Source organism: Mycobacterium sp. E183 (genome assembly GCF_001667735.1).
Classification (GTDB): Bacteria; Actinomycetota; Actinomycetes; order Mycobacteriales; family Mycobacteriaceae; genus Mycobacterium.
The window spans coordinates 55,798-68,702 of sequence record NZ_LZJN01000152.1 but is presented as its reverse complement, the minus strand read 5'-3'; the positions used below and the strand labels follow the sequence as shown (position 1 = coordinate 68,702).

Below are 12,905 nucleotides of genomic sequence, written 5' to 3'. Positions count from 1 at the left end.
CGACCGCGGTGACCTGGACGGGGATGGGGTCGGCTCCGCACTGCCCGCTGCCGCGGCCGGCGATCGGGCCGGGCACCTACAACCTCGTCGTGCAGCTGGGCAATCTGCGTTCGCAGCCGGTGCCGTTCATCATGAACCAGCCGCCTCCGCCGCCGGGCCCGGTGCCCGGGCCGGGTCAGCCCGCGGCCGCGCCGCCGCCCGAGGCCCCACCGGCCCCGGTCCCCGCCGGTTAACTCAGCGGGTCGGCGATAGTCGACTCCGCGAGCTGCGACAGTCCCTCGCGCACGTGGCGGGCCCACATCGCGCCGATGCCCTCGACCGATTGCAGGTCGCCGGCGCTCGCAGCCAGCAGGCCCTGCAGCGTCCCGAACGATCGGACCAGTAGGTCGGAGTGGGCGAACTGCAGCCGCGGGATGCTGGCCAGCGCACGGTAACCGCGCGGGCTGACCGCCGAGTCCTGCGCCTCGGCGGTGGTCGGGTAGCCGAAAACCTTTGCCAGCGCGGTTAGTTCGAGCAGCTCGGTGTCCGAGAGCGAGTCCAGCTCGTCCAGGGTCGCCGTCATCTGCGCCTTGGACAGCGGCTCCGGGCTGGCGTGGTAATCGCGGACGGTCAATTCCCGCGCGATGTCGTTGCCGCCCAGCAGCTCGTCCAGCTGCAGCCGCAGCTGACGCCCGTCGGTGCCCAGCTCGACGACGTCGTCGTCGATCACCAGGCCGATCCGCCGCACCAGCTCGAGCCGCTGCACCACCGTCATGACGTCGCGCAGCGTGACGAAGTCCTCGATCTCGGCCAGCGACAGCTGCCTGCTGACCTCGTCGAGCCTGGTCTTGTACCGCTCCAGGGTCGCGATCGCCTGGTTGGCCCGGGACAGGATGGTCGCGGAATCGGCCACCACGTGGCGTTCACCGCCCACGTAGACGGTCACGATGTTCATCGAATGGCTGACCGAGATCACCGGATAACCGGTCTGAATCGCCGCCCGTTCCGCCGAGCGATGCCGCGTTCCCGATTCGTCGGTAGGTATCGACGGATCCGGCACCAGCTGCACGTTGGCCCGCACGATGCGGCTGCCGTCGGTGGACAGCACCACGGCGCCGTCCATCTTCGCCAGCTCCCGCAGCCGGGTCGGCGCGTACCGGACGTCGAGGGCGAAGCCGCCGTCACAGATGGCCTCGACGTTCTCGTCGTTGCCGAGGACGATCAGCGCACCGGTGCGGCCGCGCAGGATGCGCTCCAGGCCGTCGCGCAGCCCGGTCCCCGGCGCAAGGCGGGCGACGGTCTCACGCAGTGTCGGACGAGTCACAGCGTGTCATTGTGCGGCCCCGGGGCGTTTTGCGTCCAGCCAGTGCGCGGCCGGGCGATGGCTTTCATGTGTTGCAGCGCCGCGGCGATGGTCGGTGCGCGCAGCGCCCGCATCCCATTCGGCACGATCTCGCGCCGCGGGTCGTCGCCGTCGGGGATGAGCGCGATGCTGAACCCCTGACGCGCGGCCTCGCCCAGCCGCCGTTCCATGCCGCCGACCCGTCGCAGGTCGCCCGCCAGCCCCACCTCGCCGATCATCACCGCGGTCGTCGGCAGCGGCAGGTCGGCGTAGGCCGACGCCAGCGCCATCGCGACGGCCAGATCCGAGGAGGGATCGGTCAACCGCATGCCGCCCACGGTGGACAGGTAGATGTCGTTGACACCGACGGCCAGCCTGCCGTGCTTCTCCAGCACGGCGCTGATCATCGCCGCCCGGGAGTGGTCGATCCCGCTGACGGCGCGGCGCGGCGAGCCGCCCCCCGGCGTCGCGAGCAGCGCCTGCACCTCCCCGATCAGCGGTCGCTTGCCGTCCAGCGTCACGGTGATCGCGGTCCCGGCGACCGGCGCGGGCCGCTGATCGAGGAAGAGGTTCGACGGATCCGACACGTCCTCGATCCCGTTGTCGTGCAACAGGAAACAGCCAACCTCGTCGGCCCCGCCGAATCGGTTCTTGACGCCCCGAACCATCCGCAGCGACCCGTTGCGGTCACCCTCGAAATGCAGCACCACGTCGACAAGGTGTTCCAGCGAGCGCGGTCCCGCGATGGCCCCGTCCTTGGTGACGTGGCCGACCAGGATCAGCGCGACGCCGTTGGCCTTCGCGGCCGCGGTCAGGGCGGCGGTGACGGCGCGCACCTGAGTGACGCCACCGGCGACGCCGTCGGCCTCGGTGGTGGACATGGTTTGCACGGAGTCGACGATCACCAGCGCGGGCTGCACCGTCGCGATGTGGTCCAGCACCGTGTGCACGTCGGATTCGGCGGCCAGGTAGACCTCGTCGGCGCCGCAGCCGGTCCGGTCGGCGCGCAGCCGGATCTGCCCGGCCGACTCCTCACCGGAGATGTACAGCGCACGCCGGCCCGAAAGCGCCCAGCGGTGGGCCACCTTGAGCAGCAGCGTCGACTTGCCCACGCCCGGATCGCCCGCCAGCAGCGTGACCGAACCGGGCACCACGCCGCCCCCGAGCACCCGATCGAGCTCGCCGATCCCGGTCGAGCGGTGCCGGCTGGCGTTGGGCTCGACGGAAGTGATCGGGACCGGCCGCGAGGCCGAAGCGGCCGCGACGGCCGCGCGACGGCCGCCGACCGCACTCAGCACCGGCACCTCGTCCACCGCTCCCCAGGTGCCGCACTCCATGCAGCGGCCCACCCACTTCGCCGTGACGTGCTGGCATTCGGAGCAGCGATATTGGGAGCGCGGATTTGCCACGCCATGACGGTATCGAGCCGGTACGACAAATCCCGGCTATGACAGGCGGTCGCCGCCGCCTAGCTTGGCTGCGCGGGGGCCAGCCCGGCCGAAACCGGCACCAGCACCGTGGCCTGACCGGCCTTCTCGAAATTGAACGTGAAGTTGTACAGCAACCCGTTGCTGATCGGCTTGGCCAGCATCACGGTCGCCTTGGCCGCGTTGCTCGAGCCCATCGGGCCGGGCGCCACCTTCTGGCCCTCCGGCGTGCCGATCAACAACATGCCGCCCGGGGGCAGCCGACCATCGCCGCTCAGGGTCACCGAGCCGACGTCGCTGGTGATGCTCACCAGCCTGTCCGGCATGTCCGGCGACTGGTTGATGGCCACCAGCAGGAGGTCCACCGCCTGCCCGGGCTGCACGAAGGCGCCCGTCTGCGGCGCCTGCATGCGGATGTCGCGCAGCGCCACATTGTTGATGGTCACCTTGTTGCCGTTGATCGCGGGCTCCTGCACGGCCATCTGCGAGACCTGGCCGGCCCCGCAGCCGCTGAGGAGCATCGCGACCACCGCGATGAGGCCGACGAGCGACGCCCGGATGGTCAGCGCCGGCGCGCGGAGGGGGAGGCCGATCTCGAAGCGGTTCACTCAATGCCTCCTGCTGGGCCGGTTCGACGGATGCAACTATGCACAGTAGTAGGAAGGTTTCGCGCGCGGTAGCGCGGGGCTTGGGACCAGCCAGGGAGGCCATATCCGGTGCTCCGTCGGGGCGCTCAGGGGCCGCTCTCAGGGCCGGAATAAGGCAGGGGTAATGTGCGTCACTGCACGTTCTGCTCCCCCTGTCAACCCCTAATCTGCGCGTGTTGTGCCCCTGACCTGCATCGTTGCTCCGCGCGCGATTGGGCGGCCGTGTTAGACTGAAGTAACGAAAGGGGCTCGAATCAGATGATCTTCAAGGTCGGCGACACCGTTGTTTACCCGCATCACGGTGCTGCGTTAGTCGAGGCGATTGAAACCCGCACCATCAAAGGGGAACAAAAGGAATATCTCGTCTTGAAGGTGGCGCAGGGAGACCTGACAGTTCGAGTGCCTGCCGAGAACGCCGAATACGTGGGTGTCCGCGACGTCGTGGGCCAGGAAGGCCTCGACAAGGTCTTCCAGGTTCTGCGCGCTCCCCACACCGAAGAGCCCACCAACTGGTCGCGCCGGTATAAGGCCAACCTCGAGAAGCTGGCCTCCGGTGACGTCAACAAGGTGGCCGAGGTAGTACGCGACCTGTGGCGTCGCGACCAGGAACGCGGCCTGTCCGCCGGTGAGAAGCGCATGCTGGCCAAGGCCCGCCAGATTCTGGTCGGTGAATTGGCCCTCGCCGAGAGCACCGACGACGCCAAAGCGGAAACCATCCTCGACGAGGTTCTGGCCGCCGCTTCCTGAAGGCCCTGACGCTTCGGTGGTCACGGGGACCGACTCCTCGGGCACGGTCGTCGCAGTGGTTCCGGCCGCAGGGTCGGGGGAACGACTCGGCGCCGGCATTCCGAAGGCATTTTGCGAGGTTGACGGGCGCACCCTGCTGGACCGCGCCGTCGGCGGTTTGCTGGCCTCCGAAGTCGTCGACCACGTGGTGGTCGCCGTCCCGGCGCCCATGGTCGACGAGGCCAAGCGATCCCTGGGCGAACGGGCGACGGTCGTCGCAGGCGGGGCCGACCGCACGACCTCGGTGAGCCTGGCGCTGGCGGCCGTCGCCGGTGACCCCCAGTTCGTCCTGGTGCACGACGCCGCCCGCGCCCTGACACCCCCCGCGCTGATCCTGCGCGTGGTGGACGCCCTACGGGCCGGGCACGACGCCGTCGTGCCCGCGCTGCCGCTGCATGACACCATCAAGGCCGTGGACGCCAACGGTGTGGTCCTGGGCACGCCCGAGCGGGCCGGCCTGCGCGCCGTGCAGACCCCGCAGGGCTTCGCGCTCGACCTGCTGCTGCGCGCGTATCAACGGGCCGGCACGGCCGAGTTCACCGACGACGCTTCGCTCGTCGAGCATGTCGGGGGCCAGGTCCAGGTCGTCGACGGCGACCCGCTGGCGTTCAAGATCACCACTCCGCTCGACCTGGTGCTGGCCGAAGCGATCGTGCGCCGGTGAACGGCGTGCCGCGCGTCGGGCTGGGCGTCGACGTGCACCCGATCGAGCCGGGCCGGCCCTGCTGGCTGGTGGGCCTGCTCTTCCCCGACGCCGACGGCTGCGCCGGCCACTCCGACGGCGACGTGGGCGCGCACGCGCTGTGCGACGCGCTGTTGTCGGCCGCCGGCCTGGGCGACATCGGCGCCGTGTTCGGAGTCGACCAGCCGCGGTGGAAGGGCGTCAGCGGTGCCGACATGCTGCGCCACGTCGCCGAGTTGGTGACGCGAGACGGCTTCCGCGTCGGAAACGCCGCCGTCCAGCTGGTCGGCAACCAGCCGAGAGTCGGTCCGCGGCGCGCCGAGGCGCAGCGCGTGCTCTCGGAGCTGCTGGGGGCACCGGTCTCGGTGTCGGCGACGACGACCGACGGGCTGGGCCTGACGGGTCGCGGTGAGGGCCGCGCCGCCATTGCCACCGCGTTGGTCCTCCCCGGCGGCTAGGGCGCGCAGCGCCGGGCGACGGCGAACCACCCGGTAAGCTGGCACGTCGTGACCGATCGCGCCCGCTTGCGGCTACACGACACGGCAGCCGGCGCCGTGCGTGATTTCGTCCCGCTGCGCGAGGGCCACGTCTCCATCTACCTGTGTGGCGCCACCGTCCAGGGCCTGCCGCACATCGGCCATGTCCGCAGCGGCGTGGCCTTCGACATCCTGCGCCGCTGGCTGATGGCGCGCGGCTGTGACGTCGCGTTCATCCGCAACGTCACCGACATCGAGGACAAGATCCTGGCCAAGGCCGCGGCGGCGGGCCGGCCGTGGTGGGAGTGGGCGGCCACCTACGAGCGCGCGTTCAGCGCCGCCTACGACGCCCTGGACGTGCTGCCGCCGTCCGCGGAACCCCGCGCCACCGGGCACATCACCCAGATGGTCGAATTAATGGACCGCCTGATCGAAACCGGCCACGCTTACGCGGCGAGCGGGGACGTCTACTTCGACGTGCTGAGCTATCCCGAGTACGGACAACTGTCGGGGCACAAGGTCGACGACGTCCATCAGGGCGAGGGCGTGGCGACCGGCAAGCGTGACCAGCGTGACTTCACCCTCTGGAAGGGCGAGAAGCCCGGCGAGCCGTCGTGGCCCTCGCCCTGGGGCCGCGGGCGTCCGGGCTGGCACCTGGAATGCTCGGCGATGGCACGCACCTATCTGGGGCCCGAATTCGACATCCATTGCGGCGGCATGGATTTGATTTTCCCGCACCACGAGAACGAGATCGCGCAGAGCCGCGCCGCCGGCGACGGATTCGCCCGCTACTGGCTGCACAACGGCTGGGTCACCATGGGCGGCGAGAAGATGAGCAAATCGCTGGGCAACGTGCTGGCCATCCCGGCGTTGCTGCAGCGCGTCCGGCCGGCGGAGCTGCGCTACTACCTGGGCAGCGCGCACTACCGCTCGATGCTGGAATTCTCCGACACCGCCCTACAGGACGCGGTGAAAGCCTATGTGGGCGTTGAGGAATTCCTGCACCGTGTCCGCGTCCGGGTCGGCGGCGTCGAGCCGGGCGAGTGGACTTCGCGGTTCGCCGAGGCGCTCGACGACGACTTGGCGGTCCCGGCAGCGCTGGCCGAGGTGCACCACGCCCGGGCCGAGGGCAACCGGGCCCTCGACTCCGGCGACCACGACGGGGCCCTGCAACACGCCCGGTCGATCCGCGCCATGATGGGGATCCTCGGCTGCGACCCGCTCGACGAGCGCTGGGAAACCCGCGACGAGACGTCGGCCGCGCTCGCCGCGGTCGAGGTGCTGGTGCGGGCCGAACTGGAGAATCGGGAAAAGGCCCGCGAGCAACGCAATTGGGCGCTCGCCGACGAGATTAGGGACCGGCTGAAGCTCGCCGGCATCGAGGTCACCGACACCGCCGACGGGCCGCAGTGGTCGCTGCAGGCAGGTCAGACCCCGTAAATGGCCGGCAATTCGCGCCGGCGCGGCGCAATACGCAAGGCGGGCACCAAGAAGGGGCCCACCGTGGGCTCGGGCGGCCAGCGCCGGCGCGCGCTGGAGGGGCGCGGTCCGACACCCCCGGCGCACCTGCGACCCAACCATCCCGCCGCCAAGCGCGCCCAGTCGCCGGCGCGGCGTCCCGCCAAGCGGCCCACCGACGAGACGGAAACGGTGCTCGGCCGCAACCCGGTGCTGGAGTGCCTGCGCGCCGGCGTCCCGGCGACGGCGCTCTACGTGGCCCTGGGCACCGACGCGGACGAGCGGGTCACCGAGTCCGTCGCCCGCGCAGCGGATTCGGGCATCTCGATCCTCGAGGTGCCGCGCGCCGACCTGGACCGGATGACGAGCAACCACCTGCATCAGGGCATCGCGCTGCAGGTCCCGCCGTACAACTACGCCCACCCGGACGACCTGTTGGCGACCGCGATCAACTCCCCGCCCGCGCTGCTGGTGGCGTTGGACAACATCTCCGATCCGCGCAACCTGGGCGCGATCGTGCGTTCGGTCGCGGCGTTCGGCGGACACGGCGTGCTGATCCCGCAGCGGCGTTCGGCGTCGGTGACGGCGGTCGCCTGGCGCACCAGCGCGGGAGCCGCGGCCCGCATCCCGGTGGCTAGGGCCACCAATCTCACCAGGACGCTGAAGGATTGGGCCGACCGCGGGATCCGGGTTATCGGCCTGGACGCCGAAGGCGACACCGTGGTCGACGACCTGGACGGCGCCGACCCACTGGTGGTGGTCGTCGGCTCGGAGGGCAAGGGGCTGTCGCGGCTGGTGCGGCAGAACTGCGACGAAGTCGTGTCCATCCCGATGGCCGGGCACGCCGAATCGCTGAACGCCTCGGTGGCCGCCGGGGTGGTGCTCGCCGAGATCGCCCGGCAGCGCAGGGTTTAACTCCAGTGCGCCGCTGGCCCGCGCGCCTCGGCGCGGTCCTGGCCGTGGTCGGTCTCCTCGCGTCGCCCGCGGCGGCCGCCCAAGTCGACGGATTCGACCTGCAGGCCCACCGCGGCGGCCGAGGCGAGACCACCGAGGAGTCGCTGCGGGCCTTCGCGAAATCGCTCGAGTTGGGCGTCAGCACACTCGAACTCGACATCAACGTCACCCGAGACGGGCAACCGCTGGTGTGGCACGACCCGACGATCGACGCAGAGAAGTGCGCCGACACCGGCCCCGCGTTCGCCGGTGATCCGCAGTACCCCTACGTCGGAAAGTTGGTGCACGAGCTCACTGTGTCCCAGATCCGCACCCTGGACTGCGGACGCCGGCTGGCCGAGTTTCCCGACGCCGAGGTGGTGCGGGGCAACAAGATAGCCGTCCTACCGGAGGTGTTTGCGCTCGCCGATTCCTACCACGCCGCGGTTCGCTACAACATCGAGACGAAGGTAGCGGCCGACCACCCCGGGACTTCGGCCGAGCCCCAACAGTTCGTCGACGTGATACTGGCCGCCGTGCGCTCGGCCGGCAAGGTCGGCCAGGTGGAGATCCAGAGCTTCGACTGGCGGACCCTGCCGTTGGTTCGCCGGGCCGAGCCGTCGATCCCGTTGGTGGCGTTGTACAACGAGGAGACCTGGGCGCCCGGTTCGCCGTGGCCGGCGGGTGAGAACCCCGCCGCCATAGGTGACCCGATGGTCGGGGCGAAGGTGGTGGGCGCGGACATCGTCTCGCCCCGGTACCAGCTGGTCACCGGCGGGTCCTACGTCGATCGCGCGCATGCGCTTGGGCTGCAGGTGATCCCGTGGACGGTCGACGATGCGGCCACCATGCGCGAACTGATCGCCGACGGGGTCGACGGGCTCATCACCGACTACCCGACGCTGTTGCGCCGCGTGCTGACCGAACTCGGGATGCCGCTGCCGCCCGCCTGCCACCGGACTTAGCGTCAGGGCGCCGCGTCCACCAGGGCGCCGGCGGGCGCGACCGGGGAATCGATGCCGGGCCGGCGCCCGCGGGCGGCGCGCCAGATCATGTTCGGGCGCAACAACCGCGTCGCGGGTTCGACCAGCGAGGTCACCCTGATGAACTGATTCAGCGCCGCGGTGTCGGTTTCGGCCGCCGTCAGGACCCGGTCGACGTACTTGTTGAACACCCGCGCGACCAGCGGTGGGGTGCCGTTGATTTCGGGCAGGGCAAGGTCGGGGTTGGTCGACAGCTGCCAGGCCTGGCGGATCGGCGCCGCCGCGGCGCGGAAGAAGCGCCGGGCCAAATCGTCGGTGCCGGCGGACAGGCAGTCGCGCAGCGCCAACGCTTCGAGCGCGGCGACCGTCATGCCCTGGCCGTAGACCGGGTTGAAGCTGCAGATCGCGTCGCCGATGACCAGCAGACCCTCGGGGAAGCGCCGCAGCTTGTCGTAGCGGCGCCATCGGCTGCACGGCGTCCGGTGGCGCACCGGATCCCCGATGGGTTCGGCGGCCCGCACCGCGGCGAGCAGGTGCGCCGGCGCGCAGTCCGCGACGAAATCACACATCTCGGCGAGGTCGAGCCCCGCGGGCTGGTGGCCGGCCACCCCCATCACGGTGAGCAGCCAGGTGTCGTCCTCGCAGTGCAGCAGCCCGCAACCCCTCGGCCTGCCCGGCACGATGCCGACGAGGAAGCCCAGCTCCCGCGGCGCCTCCGCCGTCATCCGCAGCGCTTGGCTCGCGTAGGTCAGCTGGACGTCGACGCGATCCTCACGCGGGCGCTCATACCCCAGGTGGTCCAGCCAGGTCGGGGTGCGGGCGGCACGCCCGGTGGCATCGACGACCAAGTCGGCGGGCAGCGTGGTGGGCTCGCCGGTGCGCCCGCAGACCACCCGCACTCCGGTGACGCGGCGGCGGTCCGGGGTCGACACCGGGCCGAGGATGAAGTGCTCGTCGAGCAGGGTGACGTTGGGAAGCTCGCGCAGCCGGGCCCGGACGTGGTCTTCGAGGAAGGGCCGCGTCGCGCTGTAGGCGGTGAGCCCGGGTGCGCTGCCGCGCCGCGCCATCAGGTGCCCGCCGATGTCGTAGTAGAGCTCGGAGAGGTCATGGCCGTCGAAGTGGCGCGCGCCGTCGCTGACCATCTCGTCGAGGACGCCGGGGAACATCCCCTCGATCACCTGCGCTCCCCGGGCCAGCAGGGCGTGCAGGTGCCGGCCCTGCGGCACGCCGCGGCGAGGGGCGTGCGCGTCGGGCAGCGGGTCACGCTCCACGACCGTCACCGTGTCGAAGAAGTCGGCAAGCGATCGCGCGGCCAGCAAACCGGCCATGCTCGCCCCCAACACCACCGCGTGACTGCCGATCTTGGTCTTGATGTCGGACATGGCACTCCGCCTTTCTGACCGCTGGCTGACAAATGCCATGCTCACAGCGCTCGGCGGGCGCCGATAGCGTAGTCGGGTACGCGAGTTGGGATCGCCCGCCGGACACCGGCCGGTCGACGCGCACGCGAAACGGTGGCAATCCGGCCCGCGCGGTGCCGCCGCGCGGATATAGTCGCCGCGTGATCGGCGGCGACCAGCTGATTGGGCGCGACAGCGAGTTGGCAACCATTCGCCGCGCCCTGGGCGGGGCTGACCAGCACTCCGGGGTGCTGATCGCGGGCGCCGCCGGCCTGGGCAAGACTCGGTTGGCCCGCGAAGCGCTGCGGCGTGCCGGGGCATCGGGCGAACGCATCCAGTGGATCGTCGGCACCCAATCGGCCCAGTCGTTGCCACTCGGGGCGTTCATCGGCCTACTGGGCGAAGGCATGTCGGATCCGCTGACCAGCGTCCGGCGCGTGATCGAGTCGTTTGTCGCGCGGCAACGCCGCGGCCGAGTGGTGGTCGGAGTCGACGACGCGCACCTGCTGGATGGGTTGTCCGCGCTTGTGATTCACCAGCTGGCGCAGTCCGGCGGGGTCCGGCTGGTGGTCACGGTCCGCTCCGGCAGCGAAGAGCCCGATGCGGTGACGGCGCTGTGGAAGGACGGTTTGCTCCATCGCCTGGATCTGGAGCCACTTTCGGCCACGGCGACGCGCGAGGTGATCGAGCGCACGCTAGGCGGCCCGGTGGATGCGCGTTGTGCGGAGCGGTTCCGGCGGCTCACCGGGGGGAACACGCTGTTTCTTCGGCAGCTGCTGAGCGATCAGATGGCGGCCGGGCGGGTGCGGCAGGTGGCCGGGGTGTGGATGTGGGACGGCGACGTCGCGGTCTCGGCCAGCTTGTCCGACACGGTGGGACGCCAGCTTGGCCGCCTGAGCCCGCCGGTGGCGCTGGTGGTCGACACGCTGTCGCAATGTGAGCCGCTGCCCGTTGACGTGTTGTGCGACTTGGTGTCCCGCGAGGATTTGGTGGCGGCCGAAGCCATGGGCCTGGTGAACGTCGAACGCACCGCCGGCGGGCTGATGGCCCGGCTCGCGCACCCGCTGTTCGGTGAGCTTCGCCGCGCGGGCGCGGGCGAGATGTATCTGTCGAAGGTCCGCGGCCGCTTGGCGACCCGGCTGGCGCGCGACGGTGACGCAGACATGCAGGCCACGGTGCGCCGGGCGTTGCTGAGCCTCGAGTCGGATCTGGACCCGCAACCCGGGCTGTATCTGGAATCGGCGCGGCACGCGATGACACTGCTGGACCTGGAGTTGGCCGACCGGCTCGCCAACGCCGCGGCGCAGGCCGGGGCGCCGGGGGCGGCCGGCGTGCGGGCGATGAACCTGATCCTGCTCGGCCGCGGCGAGCAGGCCGAGGGCGCGTTGCGCGCGATCACCGAAAGCGATCCGCCGGATCGCCACTACTGGGCGACCCTGCGCGCGGCCAACCTGGTCTGGATGCTCGGCAGGCCGGCGGACGCCGCGGCGATTCTCGACGACCTGGCCGCGGCCGAGGAGACGCCGGCACAGGTCGCCGAGCGGTTGGCGGTGCAGGCGTGCCTGGATGCGGTCGCCGCGCGCTGCGGGGTCGCCGCCGAAAGGGCAAGGGCCGCATTGGATTCGGAACAGCTGCCGGACTTCCACGCGATGATGGCGTCGCTTGCGTCGATCATGGCCATGGGCGCGTTGGGGCAGGTCGACTGCCTGGCGATCGTGGCCGGGCAGGCGTTGCGCCGCGCGACGACGTCGTTCGAGGCGTCGCACATGCGGTTCTGGTTCGGCGCGGTGTACGGCCGGGCATGCCGGCTGACGGGCCGCATCGACGAATTCGTCGGCTTCGCAAAGGAGGTGGCCGACTCCGCGCGCGACATCCCGGGTCTGGCCTATGCGAACCTGGCCCTGCTGCTCGGAAATGCCGACCTGGCCCGCGGGGCGGTGGCCGACGCGGTGCGGCTGGTACACGAAGCGCTGGCCGGAGCCCAAATACACGCCACCACAAGTGGTTTGCGCCCGGCAAGCTACTTCGCGCTCGCCGAGGCGCACGGCAAGCTCGGGCACGCCGCGGAGGCGAACGATGCGGCCGCGGGGGCGCGATCGTGCGTGCCGGCCGACTACTTCTTCATGCATACCGGCTTGTCACTGGCCGACGGGTGGGCGCTGGCGACCGGCGGGCGCCTGGGCGAGGCCGTGGCGACGGCGCAGGCGGCCGCGCGAGTCGCCCGCGACCGCGGCCAGCCGACCCACGAACTGGCCTGCATACAGGCGGCGGCGCAGTGGGGTGACGCCTCGGGCGCCGGACGGGCCCGCGCGCTGGCCGACACGCTGGCGCTGCCGCTGGCCGATGCCATCGCTTCGCACGCCGAGGCCCTGCGGGCAGGGAACGGTGAGGGCCTCCTCGCGGTTTCGGCCGCCTACCGGGCGATCGGTGACCGGGCCGCGGCCGCCGACGCGGCGGCACAGGCCTCCGTCGCGTTCGTCGAAGGACAGCAGCACAAGCGCGGGCTTTATGCGTCGGCATTGGCCGGCGAGCTTGCCGAGGAGTGCGGCGGTTTGTGCACGCCGGCGTTGCGGACTCCGGCGGGTCTCAAACTCTCGGGTCGCCAGCGCGACGTCATCGAGCTGGTCGTGGCCGGCCTGTCCAACCGTCAGATCGCCGAGAAGTTGGTGATGTCGGTGCGCACCGTGGAGGGCCACGTTTACCGGGCCTGTCAGCGGGTTGGCGCCCAGTCCCGCGAGGAACTCGCGTCGATCATCCGATCGGGACCGGGGTCCGACTGACGGTATTCGAGT

General features: G+C 71.0%; 11 protein-coding genes and 1 pseudogene. 8 read left to right on the top strand and 4 right to left on the bottom strand.

Annotated features, from left to right (window positions below):
• Window positions 1-233 (top strand): annotated as a pseudogene (locus tag A5691_RS17670) (hypothetical protein); the annotation flags it as partial.
• Here A5691_RS17670 and disA read toward each other — a convergent pair.
• The 3 genes from disA to A5691_RS17655 are packed head-to-tail and all read right to left on the bottom strand — an operon-like array spanning window position 230 to window position 3,356.
• Complete coding sequence (gene disA / locus A5691_RS17665) at window positions 230-1,303, bottom strand: DNA integrity scanning diadenylate cyclase DisA (protein WP_067747821.1); 1,074 nt, start codon at window positions 1,301-1,303, stop codon at window positions 230-232. The pseudogene A5691_RS17670 and the gene disA sit on opposite strands and share 4 nt — an antisense overlap.
• Window positions 1,300-2,730 (bottom strand): DNA repair protein RadA, encoded by a 1,431-nt coding sequence (gene radA / locus A5691_RS17660; protein ID WP_067747817.1) that lies wholly within the window; start codon window positions 2,728-2,730, stop codon window positions 1,300-1,302. The genes disA and radA overlap by 4 nt, the downstream gene beginning before the upstream one ends.
• A 59-nt stretch (window positions 2,731-2,789) precedes the next feature.
• Window positions 2,790-3,356, bottom strand: a complete 567-nt coding sequence (locus tag A5691_RS17655) for a hypothetical protein (RefSeq protein ID WP_067747815.1) — start codon at window positions 3,354-3,356, stop codon at window positions 2,790-2,792.
• 297 nt (window positions 3,357-3,653) lie between these two features.
• On the opposite strand from A5691_RS17655, the gene carD reads away from it, so the two are divergent.
• Genes carD through A5691_RS17625 form a run of 6 tightly spaced genes read left to right on the top strand, consistent with a single transcriptional unit; the run spans window position 3,654 to window position 8,695 of the window.
• Window positions 3,654-4,142: an RNA polymerase-binding transcription factor CarD gene (carD, locus tag A5691_RS17650; protein WP_003419482.1), complete on the top strand. Its 489-nt coding sequence runs from the start codon at window positions 3,654-3,656 to the stop codon at window positions 4,140-4,142.
• Window positions 4,143-4,158: 16 nt separating this feature from the next.
• Window positions 4,159-4,845 carry a 2-C-methyl-D-erythritol 4-phosphate cytidylyltransferase gene (ispD, locus tag A5691_RS17645; protein WP_067747813.1) on the top strand — a complete coding sequence of 229 codons (687 nt, stop codon included), beginning with the start codon at window positions 4,159-4,161 and terminating at the stop codon, window positions 4,843-4,845.
• Window positions 4,842-5,321: a 2-C-methyl-D-erythritol 2,4-cyclodiphosphate synthase gene (gene ispF, locus A5691_RS17640; protein WP_068017277.1), complete on the top strand. Its 480-nt coding sequence runs from the start codon at window positions 4,842-4,844 to the stop codon at window positions 5,319-5,321. The genes ispD and ispF overlap by 4 nt, the downstream gene beginning before the upstream one ends.
• Window positions 5,322-5,369: 48 nt before the next feature.
• Window positions 5,370-6,779: a cysteine--tRNA ligase gene (gene cysS / locus A5691_RS17635; protein WP_068017274.1), complete on the top strand. Its 1,410-nt coding sequence runs from the start codon at window positions 5,370-5,372 to the stop codon at window positions 6,777-6,779.
• Window positions 6,780-7,712, top strand: coding sequence for a 23S rRNA (guanosine(2251)-2'-O)-methyltransferase RlmB (gene rlmB / locus A5691_RS17630; RefSeq protein WP_068017271.1), 933 nt, complete (start codon window positions 6,780-6,782; stop codon window positions 7,710-7,712). It begins immediately after the preceding gene.
• 5 nt (window positions 7,713-7,717) lie between these two features.
• Window positions 7,718-8,695 (top strand): glycerophosphodiester phosphodiesterase, encoded by a 978-nt coding sequence (locus tag A5691_RS17625; RefSeq protein WP_082950386.1) that lies wholly within the window; start codon window positions 7,718-7,720, stop codon window positions 8,693-8,695.
• Between the two features lie 2 nt (window positions 8,696-8,697).
• Here A5691_RS17625 and A5691_RS17620 read toward each other — a convergent pair whose 3' ends face one another.
• Entirely contained in the window at window positions 8,698-10,095 is a 1,398-nt protein-coding gene (locus tag A5691_RS17620) for an NAD(P)/FAD-dependent oxidoreductase (protein ID WP_068017267.1), read from the bottom strand.
• Between the two features lie 179 nt (window positions 10,096-10,274).
• On the opposite strand from A5691_RS17620, the gene A5691_RS17615 reads away from it, so the two are divergent.
• Window positions 10,275-12,893, top strand: a complete 2,619-nt coding sequence (locus A5691_RS17615; RefSeq protein ID WP_068017264.1) for a LuxR C-terminal-related transcriptional regulator — start codon at window positions 10,275-10,277, stop codon at window positions 12,891-12,893.
• The last annotated feature ends 12 nt before the right edge of the window (window positions 12,894-12,905 follow it).

Bases quoted from the DNA above. Each gene is read 5' to 3' on its own strand.
- carD (WP_003419482.1), top strand. From the start codon at position 3,654: ATGATCTTCAAGGTCGGCGACACCGTTGTTTACCCGCATCACGGTGCT.
- A5691_RS17620 (WP_068017267.1), bottom strand. From the start codon at position 10,095: ATGTCCGACATCAAGACCAAGATCGGCAGTCACGCGGTGGTGTTGGGG.
- rlmB (WP_068017271.1), top strand. From the start codon at position 6,780: ATGGCCGGCAATTCGCGCCGGCGCGGCGCAATACGCAAGGCGGGCACC.